The 23,122-nt window shown below is 60.5% G+C and carries 16 protein-coding genes and 2 riboswitches; of the genes, 7 read left to right on the forward strand and 9 right to left on the reverse strand.

Translation table 11 applies throughout. The features are described from left to right. Positions 1 to 168: 168 nt before the first annotated feature. Both CQ009_RS24435 and nfuA read left to right on the forward strand, forming a co-directional pair. On the forward strand, positions 169 to 1,191 hold the full coding sequence (locus tag CQ009_RS24435) for an acyltransferase (RefSeq protein ID WP_105708972.1): 1,023 nt from the start codon (positions 169 to 171) through the stop codon (positions 1,189 to 1,191). A gap of 57 nt (positions 1,192 to 1,248) precedes the next feature. After that, on the forward strand, positions 1,249 to 1,833 hold the full coding sequence (nfuA, locus tag CQ009_RS24440; protein WP_007912592.1) for a Fe-S biogenesis protein NfuA: 585 nt from the start codon (positions 1,249 to 1,251) through the stop codon (positions 1,831 to 1,833). Between the two features lie 162 nt (positions 1,834 to 1,995). Here the strand turns inward: nfuA and cobM are convergent, their stop codons facing one another. From cobM to CQ009_RS24460, 4 genes are all read right to left on the reverse strand, one after another. Continuing rightward, a complete protein-coding gene (gene cobM / locus CQ009_RS24445) occupies positions 1,996 to 2,742 on the reverse strand; it encodes a precorrin-4 C(11)-methyltransferase (RefSeq protein ID WP_105708973.1) in 747 nt (248 codons plus the stop codon). 81 nt (positions 2,743 to 2,823) lie between these two features. Next, complete coding sequence (locus tag CQ009_RS24450; protein ID WP_105708974.1) at positions 2,824 to 3,237, reverse strand: cobalamin biosynthesis protein; 414 nt, start codon at positions 3,235 to 3,237, stop codon at positions 2,824 to 2,826. After that, on the reverse strand, positions 3,234 to 3,935 hold the full coding sequence (locus tag CQ009_RS24455; protein WP_064390277.1) for a CbtA family protein: 702 nt from the start codon (positions 3,933 to 3,935) through the stop codon (positions 3,234 to 3,236). Before CQ009_RS24455 ends, CQ009_RS24450 begins: the two co-directional genes overlap by 4 nt. 11 nt (positions 3,936 to 3,946) lie before the next feature. Then, positions 3,947 to 4,144, reverse strand: a complete 198-nt coding sequence (locus CQ009_RS24460) for a CbtB domain-containing protein (protein WP_064390276.1) — start codon at positions 4,142 to 4,144, stop codon at positions 3,947 to 3,949. A gap of 121 nt (positions 4,145 to 4,265) precedes the next feature. Next, positions 4,266 to 4,488: riboswitch (cobalamin riboswitch) on the reverse strand. 919 nt (positions 4,489 to 5,407) lie between these two features. Next, positions 5,408 to 5,620, forward strand: a riboswitch (cobalamin riboswitch). 98 nt (positions 5,621 to 5,718) lie between these two features. On the opposite strand from CQ009_RS24460, the gene cobW reads away from it, so the two are divergent. The 5 genes from cobW (at position 5,719) to CQ009_RS24490 (ending at position 14,508) form a co-directional block, all read left to right on the forward strand. Next, a complete protein-coding gene (gene cobW / locus CQ009_RS24465; protein ID WP_105708975.1) occupies positions 5,719 to 6,792 on the forward strand; it encodes a cobalamin biosynthesis protein CobW in 1,074 nt (357 codons plus the stop codon). A gap of 3 nt (positions 6,793 to 6,795) precedes the next feature. After that, entirely contained in the window at positions 6,796 to 10,644 is a 3,849-nt protein-coding gene (gene cobN, locus CQ009_RS24470; protein WP_105708976.1) for a cobaltochelatase subunit CobN, read from the forward strand. Positions 10,645 to 10,883: 239 nt separating this feature from the next. Next, the gene (locus CQ009_RS24475) at positions 10,884 to 11,894 is read left to right on the forward strand and encodes an ATP-binding protein (RefSeq protein WP_105708977.1); all 1,011 of its coding nucleotides are present in this window, start codon (positions 10,884 to 10,886) and stop codon (positions 11,892 to 11,894) included. Beyond that, positions 11,870 to 12,550: a VWA domain-containing protein gene (locus CQ009_RS24480; protein ID WP_256585495.1), complete on the forward strand. Its 681-nt coding sequence runs from the start codon at positions 11,870 to 11,872 to the stop codon at positions 12,548 to 12,550. Before CQ009_RS24475 ends, CQ009_RS24480 begins: the two co-directional genes overlap by 25 nt. A 398-nt stretch (positions 12,551 to 12,948) precedes the next feature. Continuing rightward, positions 12,949 to 14,508: a TerC family protein gene (locus tag CQ009_RS24490; RefSeq protein WP_105708979.1), complete on the forward strand. Its 1,560-nt coding sequence runs from the start codon at positions 12,949 to 12,951 to the stop codon at positions 14,506 to 14,508. Positions 14,509 to 14,526: 18 nt separating this feature from the next. On the opposite strand, the gene CQ009_RS24495 is transcribed toward CQ009_RS24490, so the two are convergent. From CQ009_RS24495 to wecB, 5 genes are read right to left on the reverse strand one after another with little or no spacing between them, the layout of a single operon-like run. Continuing rightward, on the reverse strand, positions 14,527 to 15,603 hold the full coding sequence (locus CQ009_RS24495; RefSeq protein ID WP_105708980.1) for a GGDEF domain-containing protein: 1,077 nt from the start codon (positions 15,601 to 15,603) through the stop codon (positions 14,527 to 14,529). Further along, positions 15,587 to 16,465 (reverse strand): DUF4434 family protein, encoded by an 879-nt coding sequence (locus CQ009_RS24500; RefSeq protein ID WP_105708981.1) that lies wholly within the window; start codon positions 16,463 to 16,465, stop codon positions 15,587 to 15,589. Before CQ009_RS24500 ends, CQ009_RS24495 begins: the two co-directional genes overlap by 17 nt. Further along, entirely contained in the window at positions 16,465 to 19,626 is a 3,162-nt protein-coding gene (locus tag CQ009_RS24505; protein ID WP_105708982.1) for a phage receptor, read from the reverse strand. Before CQ009_RS24505 ends, CQ009_RS24500 begins: the two co-directional genes overlap by 1 nt. Further along, positions 19,623 to 21,797 (reverse strand): cyclic di-3',5'-guanylate-activated glycosyltransferase NrfB, encoded by a 2,175-nt coding sequence (gene nrfB, locus CQ009_RS24510; protein WP_105708983.1) that lies wholly within the window; start codon positions 21,795 to 21,797, stop codon positions 19,623 to 19,625. The genes CQ009_RS24505 and nrfB overlap by 4 nt, the downstream gene beginning before the upstream one ends. Next, positions 21,794 to 22,948, reverse strand: coding sequence for a non-hydrolyzing UDP-N-acetylglucosamine 2-epimerase (gene wecB / locus CQ009_RS24515; protein ID WP_064390267.1), 1,155 nt, complete (start codon positions 22,946 to 22,948; stop codon positions 21,794 to 21,796). Before wecB ends, nrfB begins: the two co-directional genes overlap by 4 nt. Positions 22,949 to 23,122 lie beyond the last annotated feature (174 nt).

A 23,122-nucleotide genomic window follows, 5' to 3' on the forward strand; every position in this document is an offset into this window, starting at 1 on the left:
TGCTGTCCCAACTTCAAGCGACACCGCAAAACCCCTGTAGGAGTGAGCCTGCTCGCGATAGCGGAGAATAAGGCACTGGAGATGTTGAATGTGCCGCCGCCGTCGCGAGCAGGCTCACTCCTACAAGGGATCTGCGGTGGTTTCAGGACTTGTGATCGGGAGCGGGCAATGTTGATTTCAGTGCAGGCCCTGCGTGCGCTTGCCGCGTGGACGGTGGTCTGCCATCACTTCATGCAGATCTTCTTCGACTTTCAGGCGCGTGGGCCCATCGGGCAGCTGTTCATCGACAAGGGCGCGGTGGGCGTCGATATCTTCTTCGTCATCAGCGGTCTGGTGATTTTCCTCTCGACCGAAAACAAACCGCTGCCGCCGGCGCGCTTTCTGCTGTATCGCCTGTTTCGCATCGTCCCGGCGTATTGGCTGTACACCGTGCTGATGGCGCTGCTGGTGGTGTTCGCCCAGCCGCTGTTGCCGGATCAGACGGTGGACTGGAACCATCTGTTGTTGTCGTTGCTGTTCATTCCCACGGAAAACCCCGGCGGCTACGGCTTCTATCCGACGCTGAATGTCGGCTGGACGCTGAATTACGAAATCCTGTTTTACCTGCTGTTTGCCTGGGCGTTGCTGTTCCGCCTGCAGGTGCGCCTGCTGGTAGTCGCGGCGTCGCTGTTTGCTGTGAGTCAGGCGTGGACCGGGTTTGGCTGGATAAGCGAGTTTTACCGTTCGGACATTGTCTATGAGTTTCTGCTGGGGATCGGCATCGGCATGCTCTATCGCCGGGGCTGGATCGGTGCGGGACTGTGGCTGCCACTGACGGCCATCGTCGCGGCGTTGCTGGCGATTTATCATTTGGCACCGGCGCCGAGGCTGCTCAATTGGGGTGTACCGAGTGCGGTGCTGGTGATGGCGTGTATCTCGCTTGAGCGTTATGTCGAGCGCAGCCGTGTGCTCAAGCTGCTCGGTGATTGTTCGTATTCGGTGTATCTGATGCACGTTCTGGTGCTGTCGGCGGGCGGTTTCATTGCGCGACGCTATGGCATCAACCCGTATTTGATGTTTGTCGTGTGCGCGCTGGCGATCGGCGTCGGCTCATGGCTGAGCTACGAATGGGTAGAAAAACGCAGCTATCGCTGGCTCAAGGCGCGAATCGACGGCGCGCCCGACGAGAATCTTTCCCGACAAAAATACTAGGACTTTGTCCGGCGCAACGATTGGCGTAAACTGCGCCCAAGCCTGCGAGGAGTTTCCATGACCGCTATTACCATTACCGACGCCGCCCACGATTACCTGGCTGATCTGCTCTCCAAGCAGAACACCCCGGGCATCGGCATCCGCGTCTTCATCACCCAGCCTGGCACTCAGTACGCCGAAACCTGCATTGCCTACTGCAAGCCGGGCGAAGAAAAACCTGAAGACACCGCGCTGGGGCTGAAAAGCTTCACCGCTTATATCGATCACTTCAGCGAAGCGTTTCTCGATGACGCCGTTGTCGATTACGCCACCGACCGCATGGGTGGCCAGCTGACCATCAAGGCGCCGAACGCCAAAGTACCGATGGTCAACGCCGACAGCCCGGTCAACGAGCGCATCAACTATTACCTGCAAACCGAAATCAACCCGGGGCTGGCCAGCCACGGCGGTCAGGTCAGCCTGATCGATGTGGTTGAAGACGGCATCGCCGTGCTGCAGTTCGGTGGCGGTTGCCAGGGCTGCGGCCAGGCGGACGTGACCTTGAAGGAAGGCATCGAGCGTACTTTGCTTGAGCGCATTCCGGAGCTGAAAGGCGTTCGTGACGTGACCGACCACACGCAGAAAGAAAACGCCTACTACTAAGTAAGGTGTTCACTGCGAAGCCGTCACAAACCAGGCAATGCATTTTCCCGTGATGAGTGCATTTGTCTGGTGCCACAAGATCAAAAGATCGCAGCCTTCGGCAGCTCCTGCATTGGAATGTGTTTCCCTGTAGGAGCTGCCGAAGGCTGCGATCTTTTGCTTTCAGGGTCTGTAAAGGTGTGCATGCCCCGCGCGGTACAGCGATGACTCGCTAAACACCTCACTCTCTAATACCCGCCCGACGAGAATCAACGCCGTACGCCGAAACCCCTTGGCCTCAACCTTCCCGGCAATATCCGCCAGCGTCCCCACCACCCAATCCTGATCCGGCCACGTCGCCCGGTGAATCACTGCAATCGGGCAATCAGCGCCGTAATGCGGCAGCAGTTCCGTCAGAATCTTGTCCAGATGATTAACGCCCAAATGAATCGCCATGGTCGCACCATGCTGCGCCAGACTGCCGAGTTCCTCACCCGCTGGCATCGCGGTCTTATCGGCATAACGCGTCAGAATCACGCTTTGTGAAATGTCCGGCAGCGTCAGCTCCGCGCCCAGCAACGCCGCACACGCGGCCGTCGCGGTCACGCCAGGGATGATCTCGAACGGAATATTCAGCTCACGCAGATAGCGAATCTGCTCACCAATCGCACCATACAGACTCGGATCGCCGGAATGCACCCGTGCCACATCCTGCCCCTTTGCGTGGGCGGTTTTGATCAGTTCGATGATCTGTTCCAGATGCAATTCGGCGCTGTTGACTACCGTGTCAGCCTGATGACCTTCGAGCACCGTCGCTGGTACCAGCGAGCCTGCATAAATGATCACCGGGCAACTGCGGATCAGCCGCTGGCCTTTGACGGTGATCAGTTCCGGGTCGCCGGGGCCGGCGCCGATGAAGTAGACGGTCATCGTAGAATCCTGTGAAAAAGAGGCGCAGCAATCGCTTCAGATGAAGATTGCTCATGATCGATGGCGGGGATTATCGGGTTTTTACGCGGCGCCGGCCAATGCGAAGGTGGCCTGGGCGTATTTCTGCCGGGAAATCAGCAGTTTTGCCGGTGCCTGAATCAACTGTTCGGCAAGGGCCAGCGCAGCACTTTCCGCCACGCCGTAGCAACCGGTGCGTTCGTAAGCGATCTCGGAACGGTGGCTGAGTCGCTCTTGGTAACTGGCCAACTCCTCGCTGCTGAAGTACAGCAATGGCAGCGCCAGTTGTGCGGCGAGTTCCTGTAAACCGGGTTCATCGCGTTTCAGGTCGATACTGGCCAAAGCCTTCACCGCATGAAGCTCAATGCGATGCGCCTGTAACGCCTGATCCAGTAACGCGCGCAGCGTGCTGGCCGGGCAGCCGCGCTGGCAGCCCAGGCCGACCACGAAGGTCGGCGCTGCGCTGTCACTCGTCATGCGTGGTATTGACCATCGATTTTGCGGCGGAACAACCAGGCGCTGATCAGGCCCAGGGCCAGCCAGAACACTACGTTGGTCAGCTGCGAAGCGATTTTGAACTGCGCTTCCAATGCTTCAGGGGCGAGCATCGAATGCACTTGCGGCTGAGGCGCGCCGATCACGTGCGGCACGGCGAGGATCGCCACGCCGAGGATTTTCATCAACCAGTGCCGGCTGAATGCGATCAACGACAGGCCGACAGCGGTCGACGCGGCAGTACCGATCCACCACATCTGTCGCGAGGCCAGATCGGCTGCAGCGGTGCCCGGCAATTCAGGTGGCAGGCCCAGAGTGGGCGCCAGCACGAATGTTGCGTAACCGGCCAGCCCCCAGAGCAGGCCTTGCGAAGTTTTGGTCGGCGCGCGCAGGGTGTACAGACCCGCAAGCATCAGGGCGAAACCCACGGCCACCACCAGGTTGCCGCCAGTGGTCGAAACCACGCGCTGCCAGCCGTCTGCCGGCTCCCAGGCCTCGGTATCATGAGTGTGCGCAGCGGTGCCAGCGGCGTGTTCGTGGACTTCGGCAACCGGTTCGGCCTTCTCAAAGGTTTCCGCCTGGAGAATCAGCGGTGAAACCCAGAAGCTTTGCAGCAGGGTGAGGAGCAGGGCGGCCAGCAAGCCAGTGAAACCTGCAGTTTGAGCAATTCGCTTGATCATGTCGGCAGGTCTCAGTGGCACGGGAACGCGGCGCTGTGGCGGGTATCGTGCGCGGCGTTGTGCACTGCTTCGATATGCGAGAAACCGGCGAAATAGACCAGGCTGGCACCCAGAATCGACGCGAAGACAGCGGCGGTCAAGCGTTGGCTCAAGGTGGTGGTGCTGGCGATTTTGTCCGTGTTGCTGCCGGTGCTGCTGATGATCGACATGGCGCTTCCCTCTGGAGTGTCAGCGGGTGATTCAGAGCGCATAAAACCCCTGCGGGTCGAGCACGCAGGGGTTCGAACAGCGCCCGCCCACCGCGGGTTTGTTATGTTCAGCGACGCAAAATGCGTACTGTGCGTTGCGGGCCGGTCTCCGGGCTCACGAGGGGTTGGCATCTGGCCGACCTGCAAGCGTCACCTTCCCATGCCGTACTGGCACAGTGGATCTGACGCTTCGCTCGCTTACCGTTGCGGGGGCAGCACCGGACTGACATGGGCTTGAGTAAAGCACATGATTCACCGGTTTCCCGTTTCACCCTGTGAAGGGCACCCGTAACAAGGTGTGTAGGAGAGCATGGCTCGGGGATTTTAGTCAATTTTGTGGGTGGATCCGTTGCTGCGGGTGTTGCTGATTACGGTTTCGCCCTTACGGCGACTCAGTTTTTTTCAAACGCCGGAATGCCGGCCCAGCAAAAAGTAAGCAAAAAACGCTTGCTCCTACGTGCGGCCCGCTCGCTGGGGCTCGGGGTTCCTTCGCTGCGGGATTGATCCGGGCGCAGCGCCTACGGTTTGCTGCGCTGCACCTCCTCTCGCTGTGTTTGGCTGCGCCAAACGGTCGCTGCGCTCCCACGCCCGGATCAATCCCTCCACTCAGCCTTCCGACGTCGCCTTACAGATCAAGAGCTGCAGCCGAGCTAACGCTCATCCTGTTGAGTGGTGAAGAGCACAGCGTGGTCGGCTTTGGTTTTGTGGTGGATTCGCCCCTCACCCCAGCCCTCTCCCGAGGGAGAGGGAGCCGATTTTTGGGCTTTTCAAAATGCGCGTTCGACGCGGTATCGCACGTCGGCGTACCTCGCCCAAACAACTCGATCAGTCCCCTCTCCCTCCGGGAGAGGGCTAGGGTGAGGGGCTCGTGATCTGGCTTTGGCTCTTGATCTGGCTTTTGATCTGGCTTTTTTGCCCCTTCGGCAGGCCGAGCGGAGGTGTTCATCCGGGGGTAGGCGCGCAGCGCCGTGCGGCGCAGCCGCATTCATCGAGAGGAGGTGCAGCGAAGCAAACCGTAGGCGATGCCCCCGGATGGACACCGTAGCGAGGGAACACTGAGCCTCAGCGAAGTGCCGTACGCCGGGGCAAAGCCTTTTGGTTCCTTTTTGGCGTTTGAAAAAGGGACTCGCTGTAAGAGCGAAACCGCCAGCGGCAGCACCCACAGCAACGGATATGCCCCAAAAACCAAAACTCAACGCCCATTGACCCACCCTTAGACGATGCGTAGCCTTGCGCTTTCGAGGTTCTTCGGCCGCTGCCGAAGCTAAGAAGGGAACGCGGTCAATGCCGCGGCTGCCCCCGCAACTGTGAACGGCGATGTTCGCTGCCACGCCACTGCCAGCTCAACCGATGAGCCCGCGGGAAGGCGCAGCAAACACCAGGCCCAGCGCCTGAACGCCGTCAGCCAGGAGACCTGCCTCGTCACAGATTCTCACTACAACCGGGCGGGGTGATCCGGTGGCGAACTCTCCAGGCATGCGCGTGCGTTGCCGGTTCTCGTCCCGTATGCCCGCCGCTTGCCAAAGGGCATACCGATGAAAACACTGGCCAAACTCCCCGTCACTATCGTCACCGGCTTTCTCGGCTCGGGCAAAACCACGCTGCTGCGCCATATGCTCGACAACGCCCAGGGCCGTCGCATCGCAGTGATCGTCAACGAGTTCGGCGAGTTGGGCATCGACGGTGAAATCCTCAAGCAATGCACCATCGGTTGCACCGAAGAAGAAGCCACCGGTCGCGTTTACGAACTGGCCAACGGCTGCCTGTGCTGCACCGTTCAGGAAGAGTTCTTCCCGGTGATGCGCGAGCTGGTTGCGCGTCGCGGTGACCTCGACCACATCCTCATCGAAACCTCGGGCCTGGCCTTGCCGAAACCGCTGGTGCAAGCCTTTCAGTGGCCGGAAATCCGCAGCGCCTGCACCGTTGACGCGGTGATCACCGTGGTCGACAGTCCGGCCGTAGCCGCTGGCACCTTCGCCGCGTTCCCGGATCAGGTCGACGCCCAGCGCAAACTCGATCCGAACCTGGATCACGAGTCGCCGCTGCACGAACTGTTCGCCGACCAACTGGCCAGCGCCGACCTCGTCATCCTCAACAAGGCCGACCAGACCAGCCCGGAAGATCTCGCTCGTGTACGTGCCGAAGTCGCCGAAGAGTTGCCGCCAGCGGTGAAAATCATCGAAGCCAGCAACGGTCGTCTGCCGCTGGACGTGCTCATCGGCCTTGGCGCCGGTTCCGAAGAGCACATCGACAGCCGCCACAGCCATCACGACCATCATCACGGTGAAGGCGATGACGACCACGATGACCACGATCACGACGCTTTCGATTCAATCTCCATCGAACTGCCGCAAGCCGATGAAAGCCTGCTGCTCGACGCCCTGACGCAACTGGTGGTCAAGCACGGCATCCTCCGTGTCAAAGGTTTCGCGGCCATCCCGAACAAGCCAATGCGCTTGCTGATCCAGGGCGTTGGCACGCGTTTCGACAAACATTTCGACCGCCAGTGGGGCGCTGATGAAGCGCGCGTCACGCGCCTGGTTTTGATCGGTCAGCAACTCGACGCCGCGCAACTCGAAGCGCAATTGCGCGCCGCGCTCAGCGTTTAAATCATGCACCTGCTCAGGACTCAGCCCGGCGGATTCGTCTCGGATGACAACATTGCCGACCTAGGCCAAACCCCCGCCGAGCTGGTGATCCTGTGCAGCGGCGACTCAAGCCTGGCGCTGCTCGCGGAAGCCGCGCAGCAGTTGCCGGAAGATTACCCGAGCCTGCGTCTGGCCAACCCGATGCAGGTGCAGAATCACGCGTCGGTCGATTTGTACGTCGATGAAGTGCTGCGCCACGCCAAAGTGATTCTGATCTCGTTGCACGGCGGCATCGCCTATTGGCGTTATGGTGTCGAGCGTTTGGTTGAACTGAGCGAGCGTGGCGTGCAGGTGATTCTGGTGCCGGGCGATGATCGGCCCGATCCGGAACTCAGCGACTTGAGCACCGTCAACGCAGAGGATCGCGACCGGCTCTGGCAGTTTTTGCGTCAGGGCGGCATGGGCAATGCGCTGGATTTCTTCCGTTGCATGGCCAGCCGTTGGCTCGGCCGCGATTACGTCTGGGAAGAACCGCAAACCCTGCCGCGCACGGCGATTTACCACCCGACTAAAAACACCGCTGCACTGAGTGACTGGCAAGCCGAATGGCTGCCTGAGCAACCGGTTGCGGCGGTGTTGTTTTACCGCTCGCATTTGCAAGCGGCGAACACCGCGTTCATCGATGTTTTCTGCCAGCGCTTGCAGGTGGCGGGACTTAATCCGTTGCCGATCGCGGTGGCCAGTTTGAAAGAACCCGGCTGCCTGGCGGTGGTCGAGGATTGGCTGGATGAAGTCGAGGCCGGGGTGATTTTGAACACCACCGGTTTCGCCCAGTCCAGCCCCGAAGCGCCGCATCTGCGGCCGTTTCGCCGCAACATTCCGGTGATTCAGGCGATCTGCGCGCAGGACAACGAGCCCGGCTGGCGCGACAGCGAGCAGGGTCTGGGCCCGCGCGATCTGGCCATGCACATTGCCTTGCCGGAACTCGACGGGCGCATCATCAGCCGGCCGATCAGCTTCAAGGATCTGGCCTGGCGCAGCGAGCGCAGTCAGTCCGATGTGGTCTGCTATCGCGCGCAGCCTGAGCGCATGGATTTTGTCGCTGAACTGGCGCGGCGCTGGATCGATCTGGCGCGGGTGCCGAATGGCGAAAAACGCATGGCGTTGATTCTCGCCAACTACCCGACCCGCGATGGGCGCATCGGTAACGGCGTCGGTCTCGACACGCCGGCGGCAGCGCTGAACATCCTGCGAGCATTGCAAGCCGAGGGCTATCCGATCACGGCAGAGTTGCCGGACAGTGGCACCGAGTTGATCCAGCAATTGCTCGGTGGCGTCAGCAACGATCTCGACACATTGGACCTGCGCCCGTGCCAGCAAAGTCTGGCGATGGACGCTTATTTGGCCATGTTCAATGCGCTGCCCGAAGCCAATCGCACTGCCGTGATTGAGCGTTGGGGATCGCCGCAAAACGATCCGATGTGCCGCGACGGGCGGATGATGGTCGCCGGTCTGCGCTTCGGTCTGACCTTCGTCGGCATTCAACCGGCGCGTGGTTATCAGGTCGATCCGAGCGCGGTCTATCACGATCCGGATCTGGTGCCGCCACACGGCTATCTGGCGTTCTATTTCTGGTTGCGCAACACCTACGGCGCGCACGGCGTTATTCACGTCGGCAAGCACGGCAATCTCGAGTGGCTGCCGGGCAAAGGCGTCGGCCTCTCGGAGAATTGCTGGCCGGATGCACTGCTCGGGCCGCTGCCGAATATCTATCCGTTTATCGTCAACGACCCGGGCGAGGGCGCTCAGGCCAAACGACGCACGCAAGCGGTGATCATCGATCACTTGATGCCGCCGCTGACCCGCGCCGAAACCTACGGGCCGTTGCGCAATCTGGAGCTGTTGGCCGACGAATATTACGAGGCGCAACTGCTCGATCCGCGCCGTGCCCGTGAGTTGCAGCGCGACATCCTGCAACTGGTGCGCGACACGCAGATTGATCGTGAACTGCAACTGGATGCGGGCCTGGACAGCGACGCCGATGCGGCGATCTGGCTGCCGCGTCTGGACACGTATTTGTGTGATCTGAAGGAATCGCAGATTCGCGATGGTCTGCACATTTTTGGCGAGTCACCGACGGGGCGACTGCGCATTGATACGTTGTTGGCCTTGCTGCGGATTCCGCGAGGGGACGGAAAAGGCGCGCAATCGAGCCTGCTGCGGGCATTGGCCAAAGCGTTTGAACTGGGTTTCGATCCGCTCGACTGCGCGTTGGCCGAGCCATGGGCCGGCCCGTGCCCCGAAGCGCTGCAAGCGCAAAGCAACGAATCCTGGCGCACCGCCGGCGACACCCGCGAACGCCTCGAACTGTTCGCCACTCAACTGATCTCCCAGACACTGCAATCCCCTTGTAGAAGTGAGCCTGCTCGCGATAGCGGAGTGTCAGTCGCTGAAGATTTACCTGATCCACCGCTATCGCGAGCAGGCTCACTCCTACAGGGACCGCGTTGGGCGGAGGTCAGTGCAATCATTCAGAATCTGCGCGAAGTCGTCGCCCCACGCCTGGACGCCTGCGGCCCGGCTGAAATGCGCGGTCTGCTCGACGCCCTCGGCGGTCGTTTTGTCCCCGCCGGCCCCAGCGGCGCACCGAGTCGTGGCCGCCTCGACGTCCTGCCCACCGGGCGCAACTTCTACTCGGTCGACGTGCGCAACCTGCCGACTACGACGGCGTGGCGCATCGGTTTCCAGTCGGCCACGCTGATTCTCGAACGGCACTTGCAGGATCACGGCGATCACCTGCGTCAACTCGGGCTGTCTGTCTGGGGGACGGCGACCATGCGCACCGGCGGCGACGACATCGCCCAGGCCATGGCCCTGATGGGCGTACGTCCGGTATGGGCGACAGGCAGTCAGCGCGTCGATGACTTCGAGATTTTGCCGCTGAGTCTGCTCGACCGTCCGCGTGTCGATGTGACCTTGCGTGTCTCGGGATTCTTCCGCGACGCCTTCGCCAACCTGATTCGCCTGTTCGATGCCGCCGTGCAAGCCGTGGCAGCGCTGGACGAGCCGGATGATCTCAATCCACTCGCCGCCAAAGTACGCGCCGAACGCGAGGCGCTGCTGCAATCGGGTCTCGATGAAGACACCGCGCGGCGTCAGGCCGGATGGCGAATCTTCGGCGCCAAACCCGGCGCTTACGGGGCCGGCGTGCAGGGCGCGATCGACGGGCGCCTGTGGCAAACCCGCGAGGATCTCGCCGAGGTCTATCTGAACTGGGGCGCTTACGCCTATGGCGGTTCGGATGAAGGCACGGCTGCCCGCGAGCAATTCGTCCAGCGCCTGAGCCAAGTGCAAGCGGTGCTGCAGAATCAGGATAACCGCGAGCACGACTTGCTCGATTCCAACGACTATTACCAGTTCCAGGGCGGCATGCTGGCTGCCGTCGAAAGCCTGCGCGGCGAAGCAGCGGCCAGTTATCACGGTGATCACAGCCAGCCGGATCTGCCGAAGATTCGCACCTTGAAAGAAGAGCTGAACCGCGTGATCCGCTCGCGGGCAGCCAATCCGAAATGGATCGATGGCGTCAAACGCCACGGCTATAAAGGCGCGTTCGAAATGGCGGCGACGGTCGATAACCTGTTTGCGTTTGATGCGACCACGCAGTTGATCGACGATCATCAATACGCGCTGCTCGCCGATGCTTATCTGCTGGATCCGGCGACCCGGGAATTTGTTCGTGAGCATAATCCGCACGCGCTGCGGGATATGACCGAACGGATGCTGGAAGCACAGCAGCGCGGGATGTGGCAGGAACCGGGGGCTTATAAAGAGGCGCTGGAGAATCTGCTGTTGGATATTGAGGAAGATATGTAGCGTCCTCAGGAAAGTCACCCCCTCACCCCAGCCCTCTCCCCCAAGGGGGCGAGGGGGAAAGGGAGCCGATTTGTGTGCTGTTCAGAATCGAAGTCAACTCGATAACTCAGGTCGGCGCAACTTGCAAAAGCAACTCGGTCAGTTCCCTCTCCCTCTGGGAGAGGGCTAGGGTGAGGGCTACCCCAACTGACACCCCACAACACTCAAGCACACCAAAGACCACGACAGAGAAAACCCAAATGACCGACACCCCGCATTTCCCGCTCTCCGCCGTGGTCGGCGCCAATGACCTGAAACTCGCTCTGTGCCTCACCGCCATCGACCCGAAAATCGGCGGTGTGCTGATCGAAGGCCCGCGCGGCATGGCCAAATCCACGTTGGCCCGAGGCCTGGCCGATCTGCTTGCCAGCGGCCAGTTCGTCACCTTGCCGTTGGGCGCCACCGAAGAGCGCCTGGTCGGCACGCTGGACCTCGATGCCGCACTGAGCGAAGGTCGCGCGCAGTTTTCTCCCGGTGTGCTGGCCAAGGCGGACGGCGGCGTGCTCTACGTCGACGAGGTCAATCTGCTGGCCGATCACTTGGTCGATCTGCTGCTCGACGTCGCCGCCAGCGGCACCAACCTGATCGAGCGTGACGGTATTTCCCATCGGCACTCGGCGAAGTTCGTCCTCATCGGCACGATGAACCCGGAAGAAGGCGAATTGCGCCCGCAATTGCTCGACCGCTTCGGTCTGAACGTTGCCCTCAGCGGCCACACCGCGCCCATCGAGCGGGGTCAGATCATCCGGCGTCGACTCGATTTCGACAGTGATCCGCAAGGCTTCTGTGCGCAATGGCAAGGCGAACAACAAGCTTTGCGCACTCGTTGTGAACACGCTCGCGCGGCCTTGACCAACATTGCGCTGGACGATACTGCGTTGGCACAAATTACCGAACGTTGTTTTGCTGCCGGGGTGGATGGCCTGCGCGCTGATCTGGTTTGGCTGCGTGCGGCTCGTGCCCACGCGGCATGGCGCGGGGCAGCGGAGATTGGCGAAGAAGACATCGACGCCGTTGCCGAGTTTGCCCTGCGCCATCGTCGTCGTGAGCAACCGCCATCGGCTCCGCAACAGTCTGCACAGTCGCCGGCCGAGACTCAGGCCACAAAGCCGAGCGAAGGGCAGGGCGAGTGGGGCGACATGCCTGCGCCCGCCTTAGCCACTGGCGCCCGCCGCGAAGTGCCGAGTTGGCCGCTACCAAAAAAGCCGTAAGCATTCGCCCCCGATCCGCAGCGGGGGCGAATGCCAAACCCCGGGCCGGACAACTGGACGGTGGACGTCAGGGCAAGCGCCATGTGGCCCGCAGCGGTACGGTGAACTGGCCGGGCACCTTGCTCAATGGGCGTCCTCGAGTGCGTGAAGATCTGCTGTTCCAATTGCGCACGCGTTCGCCCCACGAACTGTGGCTGGTGATCGTCGATGCGTCGGCTTCGACTCGTCGTCATCATGCCTTGCGGGACGCCAAGGGCTTGCTCGCGCAGTTGTTCGATGACGCCTATCGACAGCGTGCGCGGCTGGCATTGTTGACCGCCAGTGGCACCACGCCGAAATGGCAGGTGCAGGGTTTGAAAGCGTCCAGCGGACTGGGCGTCTGGCTTGATCAGTTAGGCGCGGGTGGCGGTACACCGTTGCTGGCGGCGCTGGCGCAGGCACAGCAATGGTTAACGGTTCGGCGCAAGCGCTTTCCTGCCGAGCAACAGCGATTGCTGGTGGTCACCGATGGGCGCTTGAAGGATCTCGGTGCGATGTCGGCAGTAACCTGTCCGGGGCTGTTGGTCGACATTGAGCGCGGGCCGATTCGACTAGGGCGGGCCAAGGAACTGGCGGCGGCGCTCGAGGCGGATTATCGGCATATCGACGAACTTTGAAGGTTGCGGTGTCTGAGCGGGCCTCTTCGCGGGCAAGCCCGCTCCCATAGGGTTCGATGTCAAACCAAGCATCACATTCACATCTGAGACTTCTGTGAGAGCGAGCCTGCTCGCGAAGCTTTTCAGCTTGCTACAGATTTTGAAATGATTTGCCGCTGTAGGAAATGTTCCCAAAGCCTGTACGCTCCAAGGCCATTTTTCATTCAGGATTTGCATGAACACCCTCTTGGAACCTCCCAGTTGTAGTTCCCCCACGCGCCATTGCGCGGTCTTGACGCACTCGCAGCATCCGGTTTTCCGACACCCGACTATCGTTGTTAACGCGGCTCTTGAGCCTTCGCGTTGCGCTTTGCCGTGTCCGGCAGCCTGAATTCACTGAAGAGAGATCGAGACGTTTTATGGAATGGTTAGCGGATCCCACGGCCTGGTTAGGCCTGTTGACTCTGATCGTGCTGGAACTGGTGCTGGGTATCGACAACCTGGTGTTCATCGCAATCCTCGCGGACAAACTGCCACCGCATCAACGTGACCGCGCGCGGATCATCGGCCTGTCGTTGGCACTGATCATGCGTCTGGGCCTGTTGGCGAGCATTTCCTGGCTGGTCACCCTCACGCAGCCGTTGTTCGAAGTGTTCGACAAGAGCTTCTCCGGCCGTGACTTGATCATGCTGTTCGGTGGTGTGTTCCTGTTGTTCAAAGCAACGATGGAATTGCACGAACGCTTGGAGGGGCACGTTGGCGAGCGGTCGACGAATACCGCGTATGCCTTGTTCTGGCCGATCGTCGCGCAGATCGTGGTGCTCGATGCGGTGTTCTCGCTCGACGCGGTGATTACCGCCGTGGGCATGGTCGATGAACTCGCGGTGATGATGATCGCGGTGATCATTTCCATTGGCCTGATGATCGTTGCCAGCAAACCGTTGACGCGCTTCGTCAACGCCCACCCGACGGTGATCATGCTGTGTCTGGGCTTCTTGATGATGATCGGCTTTGCCCTGACCGCTGAAGGTTTGGGCTTCCACATCCCGAAAGGTTATCTGTACGCGGCCATCGGTTTCTCGATCCTGATCGAGGTGTTCAACCAGATTGCCCGCGCCCGACGCAAGCGTTCGATGCAAGGCCTGCGCCCGATGCGCGAGCGCACGGCCCACGCGGTCATGCGCTTGCTCGGTGGGCGCAAGTTGGCGGTGGAAGAGGTTGGCGAGGAGATTTCCGACCTGCTGGACGATGGCGAGGCACCGACTGCCGAGCTGTTTGATCGCCGCGAACGAGTGATGATCAGTGGCGTGCTGCAACTGGCGGAGCGCCCGATCCGCGCCCTGATGACCGTGCGCGCCGATGTCGACAGCATCGATCTGGCTGATGACGCGGAGGCGATTCGTACGAAGTTGATGCATTCGTCCTACTCGCGCCTGCCGTTGATTCGTGACGGTGCGGTGGATGAACCCTTGGGTTTCGTGCACAAGAAAGAATTGCTCAAGGAATACTTGGCCGGTAATGAACCGAATCTGGAGCATTTGGCCCGCAAGACCGTCAATCTGCTCGACAGCTACTCGATTCTGAACGCGCTGGAGCAAATGCGCGGTGCGTCGACGCACATTGCCTTCGTGGTCAATGAATTCGGTGATTTTGTCGGTGTGTTGACCATGACCGACATCCTTGAATCGATTGCCGGTGAGCTACCCGATGCCAGTGAAATCGAAGGCCCGGACGTCGTCGAAGAGCAGGGCGGATTTATGGTCAGCGGTGCATTGAACCTGACGCGGGTTCGCCAGCGCACCGGTTTTGGCGCCGAGCCGACCGAGGACTACCAGACCATGGCCGGGTTGGTGATGAGCTTGCTGGACCGTTTGCCGATGAAGGGTGATTGCCTGACGCATGAAGGTTGGCAAATGACCGTTCTGGCGGTTGAGGAGCGGCGGGTGACGCGGGTGTTGTTGGTTCCCGAGGCCGCGTAATACCGAAGCCAGCTAAATCTACTGATGAAAAGTGTACCGATCCTTGCCGGTATGCTTTGACTCATACAGTGCCGCATCCGCCTTGATCAAAGCCTGAGTCAAGGTGTCGTTGTCCTCCACGCAGGTCAAGCCGATGCTGATGGTCACTGGGTGCCGTGTGGGTTGCTCGCGCACCAATCGGCACAGTTCGGTCGCGAGGGCTTCAACGTCTTCTCGCCGCACGCCGGCCAGATAAATCGCAAACTCTTCACCGCCCAGCCGGGCGTAATCGAACGGCAGCATGACGGTTTTGATATCGGCGGCGATGCGTTTCAGCACCTCATCACCGACGTCGTGGCCATAGGTGTCATTCACTTTCTTGAAGTTGTCGATGTCGATCATTGCCAGGTAGTGGTCATGTTCGCGAGGCACGGCTTGCAGATGTTGTTCGGCGACGGTCATGAATGAGCGACGGTTGGGGATTTCCGTGAGGGGGTCGTTATAGGCCTGATCCAGCAGCAGCCTGGACATGATGTAGTTGTAGAGCTTGGCTTCGCGCAATTTCAGAAAGGTGTAGATGGTCAGTGCGCAGAGAAACACGCTGTAGCACGCGGTCAGTACACCCCTCAGTTCGATCAGGCTGATAGTGGTATTGATGAAGGGGTTGAGCAGTACCCAGATCAGCACTTGAACGACAAAGAATGACCAGCGACTCAGCGGCAGCACCGAGATGCTGTAGAGCATGCTGGCGGCCGCGAGCACCAGCCAGGAACTGTGTACGGCGGGTGGCAGACCGTTGACGATAAAGCGTATGCCAACGGTCAGTCCCAGCACGAACAGCACGGTGATGACATTGAAGTGATGAGCCTTGCGGGTGAAGGCCAGCACCACGGTCAACACCGCAAACAGCGCCAGGAAAATCATCGAGCGCCAAGTGAATCCCTGACCGCCGAGGAAACTTACGATCAGGTCGAATAACAGCCACATGCCAATGCTGACGATGTAGATCAGCAGGCTGAACGACTGCATGCGCTCGAATTCATGCTGGATGAACTCCGCCCGCAATTCGGCGGGCGCAGTTTTCTTCAGTACTTGCTCTTCAATGGTTTTGTACATTGCCGCCCTGATGGTTGCGCTGGTTGTCGAGAATCACTCGGCCCCATGGACGATAGCGCAGTGAAAACACTGCGCCGGGATGACACCCGGTCGATGTCGCATCCGGGGCGACGGGTTCGGCGTGGAAGGGCTGGCCTTCACGGCTGACCTGACGAAACGCTTCACGCACAATGCCGACGGAGCAGGGCAGTGCGCTGGCATAACCTTCACGCACGACCACCGGCAAGCGACCTGTGCCGGCGCCGTCCTGCCACCACACCTGAATACCCAGTGCGCTCAAATCGCCCAGCCACTGCCCGTTTACCGTTGGGGCCAGTTTGCCGGCACTGAATGCGCTGACATGCAGCGGCGCATCGATTTTTGCGGCGAAATCCTTGAGCTGCTTTTGCAGCGTCATACGACGGTCCGCCGCGAGAAAGTGGAAGTCATCCAGCTCCAGCGGCAAGTACCAGCCTTGTACCGTGAGTTTCCAGTCTTCGCGCAGTCGGCGCTGCTGAGCCAGCGACTGACCCAATTGCGCTTGCCAATATTTGCCGAGGGCGGCGCTGTCCAGTTCGTCGATGCGTTGGTAATAGGCCGGGTCCATCTTCAATCCCAACACCAATTGCAAACCTTGCTGTTGGGCGAGCTTGAGGCTGTTGGCGAGCCAGCCGTTGGCGCCGCCGAAATTGGAGTCGCCATAGGCGGTCCATTGCACAATCAGGGTTCGCGCGCCCTGTCTGGCGGTGTCCTGCCAGATTTTCTGCCACTGCGCCTGACTGAGGCTGGCATCGACATTCAGCGGTTGATAGAACACACGCTCATCGGCTCGTGCGAAGAGTGAGCCAAACATCAGGCAGAAACACAGCATCCAGCGCGCCATCAGAAATTCCACTCCACGCCCAGCAGCACACCGTTGCCACCTTCATACAGATTGCCGCCCAGGGACTGTTGATATTCGGTGCGCACCGTCAGTTTGGAACGGTAGGCGTTGTAGCGATCATCGTCGTACCACCACTGCCATCGCAGGCCGACACCGGTGCGCAGGTCTTGCCGCCAATCGTTGCTCGGATCCTGGCTGGCGAACTCGAGGAAACCATACGGCATGATGGTCTGCGCGCCATTTAACGGCAGCTTCCAGGTATGACCTTGCTGGAAACGGGACAGCCATTGGTGATCGCCAGCCTTGGTCCACCATGCAGCGTCGAGGTAGAGGAAGCGCTCATCCCATTCGCTTTCGTCAACGCGCCAGTCGTTGCGGTATTTGCCCTGATCGAGGAACGACGCGGTGGCGCGCAGCAGGTAGTCGGTAGTGGTGTGGCCGTCCTGGCGGTGGTCATCGAGTTGGTCCGAGAGTTTGTCGGGATTGATCAACTGGCCGAGGCTCAGGCCGTGGTTGTCCTTGTCGTCGAACTGGCTTTGCTTGTAGATCTCGCCGTAGAAGTTGATGTTTTGCGTACCCCACGGCTTGTAACGCAAGCCCACGCCTGCCGCCACGGATTCGGCGTAGCGGGTGCGGCTTTGCCCGCCGAGCAACACGCGACCATAAACCGACAGCGAGCTGCCGGCGCGGCTTGGTTCCTCACCCAGAGCGTGATCCCACATCGCAACCTGGACGTTTTGCGAGTTGGGGCTGCGATTTGAACCCTGGCTGTCGTCGTCACGCAGAAAGTCGTTAGTCGATACGCCGGCGGGTGACCAGGTACTGGCGATAGTAAAATTGTCGCGCCGGGACAGCGCTTCATGGGCGCGGCGCTGACGATAACGCCGGGCCTCCATGCTGCCGTCCTCATCGTCGGCGGCCACCGGGTTCTGTTCCAGATCGATAACCCGACGCAGCTCTTTACGTGCCGAGGCACTGTCCTCGATTTCGTCGTAACGCCAGGCCAGGGTTTCGCCAAGGTGATAGTCCTCGGGAAAATCGCGGGTCGCCTGTTGCAGATAGGGGATGGCCGTTGCGCGTTCTTCGCGGCTTGGCGCACCGGACAGACGCATGCCGTAGTCGGCGCGATAACGCGGATTGGCTGGATCGCGGCGCACCGCTTCGGCAAGCCAGGCATCACTTTGCGCCAGGTCGCCAGCCTTTTGCGCGGAAACCGAAGCGGCATAAAAATGCCCGGCGTCCGGAGCGATTTGCAAGGCTCGGCGTTGCCGTTGCAGCGCCTCGGCATGATCGCCGCGAGCGTCGGCGATGGCCGCGCCAAGCGACCATTCATTGGCGCCGCGAGTGCTGCTTTGTTGCCAGAAGCGCTCGGCCGCTTGATTGTCACCGGCATTCAATGCACTTCGGCTTGCAGTCAGGCGTGCATTGTCGGTGAGTTCGGCGGCCGGAATGCTGCGCCAGATGGCCAGTGCGCCGGTGGAGTCGCCCGCCGCCTCCAGCGCATAGGCCAACGGCAAGCGACTGCTGCGATCGCCCAGTTTTTCTGCCTGCTGGTAATACACCACGGCTTCGCCGGGACGATCAGGCATCGCACAGCGGGCGAGGGCGCGATAGTCGCCAGCCGCTTGCGGGTGACTGCCGATGGCTTGTTGTACCGCATCGCATTGCCCGGTTTCGGCGAGTTGTGCGAGCAGTTGGCCACGGGTAGCACCGTCGATATGACTGATCAAAGAGGCCATACGCCGTTGTTGCGCGGGCGTGATGTCTTTCGACGACGCGTAAAGCCCCGCCAAACGTTGCAGAGCTACAGGCGGCAGGCGCGCGCCGTGACGGTCATAAGCATTTTCCAGCAGTTGCCGGGCGTGGGCGCGATCACCGCTTTGCAGTGCGAGGAAACTGGCCTGATTCAGTGACGCCAGGTTGCCGGTTTGCCGATAGTGGTATTCCCACAGCGTTTGCTCTTCCGTACGGCGCCCCATGCGTTGGGCCAGTTCGGCCCTGCGCTTGACCACCGCCGGGGTCTGCGTCTGGCCCGCGAGCCAGACCATGACTTTGCTGCTCTCGCCCTGTTCCTGCCAGACATCGACCAGTTGCGCCTGGCGACGACTGTCCCACGGCTCGGGCAAACGCGTGCTCTGCAGCAAGTCCGTCGCTTGCAGGCGCTGAGCGAGAACCAGCCAGGCTTGCGGATCCTCTGATGGCTGGCACTGGCGTAGTTGCGTCAAAGCGGCTTCGGGGTCATGGCGCGATAGCCACTCGGTGGTTTCCAGGCACGGACGCTGTAAATCGTTGCTCAGACGTTGCACGGTGGGGACGTCGTCGGTTTGCCGCGCCAGTTCCCACAGGCGCTGGCGTTGCGCCGGGTCGGCCAGGTCGGCGGCGGGCAGCGATTGCAGCCAGCGCTGCGCCTGTTGGTCGTGGCCCATGGCGATGGCGCGATCGACCATCGCCAGACGCACCTTGCGCGCCGCTTGCGGGTCAGGTGCCTGCTGCAACAGCTGTTGCAAGGGTTTTTCATCGAGACGTTGTACGTAGGCATTGGCCAGCCGCTGCCAGCCTTCGGCGTCCAGCTGTTTGCGGGCCGCAAGCGGCGCCAGTTCGCCGATGGTGCCGCTCCAGTCGCGCAATTGTTCCGACCAGTTGGCGCGGGCCAGACGCAGAATGTTTTCATCGCCCTTGGGCGAAAGTTGCGCCAGCCAGTCGTGGGCCTTGGCCGCACCGCCGAACTTGGCCAGGCTCAAGCTGTAAGCCTGCCAAAGCCGTACGCGGTCGTTGAGGTCGCTGGTGGCCATCCATTGTTCGACTTGCGTGCTGCTCGGCGGATCCTGCTCGATCCAGGTCAGACGCAAGTCGAGCACTGCTTCACTGTTGTCCTTTGGCAATGCCTGAATCGCATCCTTGTAGCGACGCTGTTTGGCCAATGACTCGACGAGCAAGGCCCTTGCCTCATCGTTTTTCGGCACCTTCTCCAGCAAGTGCCGCATCAAGCGTTCAACTTCTTTCCAGTTGCCCTTTTTCGCCTCGCGATAGCTGCGATCCATGTAGGGATAGCTGCGAAACTGCTCGAAATCACTCAGCGGTGCGGCTTGCAATGGGTACGCTGTGCTCAGGCCGAGCAACAGGCTGCCCAGCAACAGGGTGTGACGCTGAACAGGCCTCATGCGACCTCCCGGACGATGCGGTAGGCGGCTTGTTGTTCGCTGGCCTGGTCGGCCAGTGCCTGATCGAGTACGTCCTGGGTGATCATGCCCCGGGAGATCAGGTGTTCGCCGAGCGACATCTTCTCGGCGTCGAAGTCGATCAACGCCTGATTGAACAGGGTGGGGGGCACCATCCCGCGTACCTGCAGCAAATTGCCCAGCAACACCTGATGGCGGCTGACGCGTTCCAGCAAGGCTTCATCGTCCTGGTGACGCTCCAGCACTTCAAGCATATGACGCACTTGCGCATTCTGACGGGGGCTCGCGTACCAGTGACGAATCCCCAAAGTCACCCGGCCCTGCGGTGCCAGTCGGCAGCGTACCGGGCGTTTCAATTGACGGCTGATCGCGCCGAGCGACACCTGACTGACCGGGCCTTCCGACGCCAGCACGAGGGTTTCGCCATCTTCAGCGACCGGCAGCACGCCATAGTGCGAGGCCACGCGGCGCGGCACGGCATCAATCAGGCGTTTGTCGAGTTTGAATGGATTGAGCGGCGCCCACTCCAGGTCGAGTTGTTCAGCCAGCGCCTGCACCAGTTGCGTACTGTCGATGTACTCGCGCAACAACAATTCACGTCCCAGACGTCGACGTACCGGACTGGTGATCGCCGCTTCCAGTTGTTCCTCGGTCAGCAAGCCTTTTTCCACCAGACGATGGCCCAGCGGTGTGCGTTGGGCTTTGGTCAGGGCGGGGAACTCATGGGTGGTCTTGTCCCACGCCACGCGGCGGGAGTCGCCCATTTCCATAACCTGTTTAAGCGCGCGCAGATTGGCGAAGAAGTTCACGAAGTTGCTCCACATCATTCGTGGTGCCGACAGCAGGCCCTCGCCCAGTCCGTAATAACGGGTGACGAACCAGCCGCGCTGGAACAGGCGGTTGAGCAGCATGAAGCCGTTCAGCCAGAGCAGCACGGGCAGGATGGAACTGTCGGAGAGAATCGACGGGTAACGCCACGACTCTGGGGAAACCACCGTCACCAGCCACATGACGATCAATACAACAAACAGCAGGTTGACCAGAAAACTCAGCATGTAGGCAATCAGGCCGCGTCGGTCGCGCCAGAGGAAATAGTTGAGCAGGCCCTTGCGGCTCCAGCCAAGGTTCTTGGTGCCCTGAAACACGATGCCGACGATCCAGCGCGATTTCTGCCGGATCGCGTGCTGCAAATCCCGAGGAAAATGTTCACGGACACAGATCACCTGGGAGAACTCGCGGTTCATGCCGAACACCCACGGTTGCTCCAGCGCCAGTTTCGGATTGCTGACCGAGTAGCGGGCGAAAATGCACTTCATGCCTTTCTGCTTGAGGCGGAAGCCGATGTCGTAGTCTTCGGTGAGACTCTGTACATCGAAAGCGATACCGTCGCCGTCTTCGAGCAGGGCGCTGATGGCCTTGCGGCTGAAGCAGGTGCCGACGCCGGCGCTGGGCACCTGACCGGTCAAGGCCTCGCGGACGATGACGTCCTTGCCGTGGTTCTCGGCGAACTCATCGACATAGTGACCGGCAGTGAAGCCTTTCCATTCCGGTGCATAGGGGTAGACCGGGATCTGGATCAGGTCCTTGTTAGGCAGAAGATAGTTGTACAGACGCAATTCCATCGGCGAAATCACGTCTTCGGCGTCGTGCAGGATGAACCCGGCGAACTGGATTTTTGCCTCGCTTTCAAAGCGCAGGATCGCGTCGATGATGTTGTTCAGGCAGTCGGCTTTGCTGGTCGGGCCAGGGCGGGCGCAGACCACTTTGTGCACGTTGGGGTAATGCTGGCAAACCGCATCGACGTCGGCTTGAGTTTCGCCGTCGTTGGGGTAGGTGCCGACAAAAATCTGATAGTTCTCATAGTCGATGGTCGAGGCAGCAAGGCGCGCCATTTCGCCGACCACACCGACTTCATTCCATGCCGGGACCATGATCGCCAGCGGTTTTTCCGGGATCGCGTACAGACGCTCCTCATCGGCGCGCTCGTATTTTTCGTAGATTCGCCAGCGCCGGATCAGCCTGCGGCCCCAGTACACAAGGTCGATGAACAGGTCATCCAGACCCAGGATGAACATCAACAAGGCGAGGACAATCGCCACATATTTGAGAGCAAACAACACATACGCAAAGAAATCGACCCAACCCAGACTCATACCCCGTTACCCGCCGCCGAGCGTGCGCTCAACCAGGCGTGCAGGCGGGAGGCAATCAATTCGCTGGCGTGACCATCGCCATAAGGGAAATGCACACGGCTCATGCGCGTATAGGTCTCTTCGTCGTCGAGCAGTTGCGCGGCTTCCTTGATGATGCGGGCCTTGTCGGTGCCGACCAGCAGCATGGTGCCGCTTTCCAGCACCGAGGGCCGTTCGGTGACGTCGCGCAACACCAGCAGCGGTTTGCCGATGGCGGGGGCTTCTTCCTGCACGCCGCCGGAGTCGGTGAGGATGAAGTGCGCACGGCCCATGAGCCAGACGAAATTCGGATAATCCTGTGGTGCGACCAGATAGATGTTGGGTTTGTTGGCGAGCATGCCGTACACCACCTCCTGCACCAGCGGATTGAGGTGTACCGGATAAACGAATTGCACGTCCGGGTAACGCTCGGCGAGTTCTGCCAAGGCCTGACAAATATTCTGAAAACCATCGCCGAGGTTTTCCCGACGATGGCTGGTGACCAGAATCATCCTGCGCTGATCATCAAGCACTGCCAAAGGTGAATCAGCTGCTGGCTGCCAATCGGTTTGTTGCTGGTGGGCACGCATCCACAACAAGGCATCGATCACCGTGTTGCCGGTGATTTCGATGTTGTCTTCGGGCACGCCTTCGCGCAGCAGATTGGCGGCGGATTTCGATGTCGGTGGGAAGTGCAGGTCGGCGATGACGCCGGTCAGGCGTCGATTGGCCTCTTCAGGCCACGGTGCGCGCAGATTGCCGGTGCGCAGGCCGGCTTCAACGTGGCCGATGGGCAGTTGCCGATTGAACGCGGCGAGGGCGGCGATGAAGCTGGTGGTGGTGTCACCGTGGACCAGCACGATGTCCGGTTTGACCCGTTCGTAGGCCTGATCAAGCTGTGCCAGCAAATGCTGCGACAAACCGTTGAGGGTCTGGCCCTGGGTCATCACGTGCAGGTCTTCATCCACCGTCAGCTCGAAGGCGTCCAGCACCTGAGTGAGCATCTCGCGATGCTGGCCGGTGGAGCAGATGTTCAGTTGGATGTCAGGCCAGTGACGCAGAACCCGAGCGAGCGGGGCCATTTTGATGGCCTCCGGGCGAGTACCGAAAACCATCATGACTTTAAAAGACATTGACCCCCTCCTGGACTTTGCAACGCTGGGGCGAAACGCCTTTCGCGTGTTCTCTTACTGAGAAATAAAGAAAAGCAGCCGGATGGGAGCTTGTCCAATCAGGTTTGGGGCTTGTTTGTTACCGATGATTCAGGAAGAAAGTGCCATCAGTTGATGGCTTTTTGGATGGAAACT

The organism is Pseudomonas sp. MYb2 (assembly GCF_002979955.1).
Taxonomy (GTDB): Bacteria; Pseudomonadota; Gammaproteobacteria; order Pseudomonadales; family Pseudomonadaceae; genus Aquipseudomonas.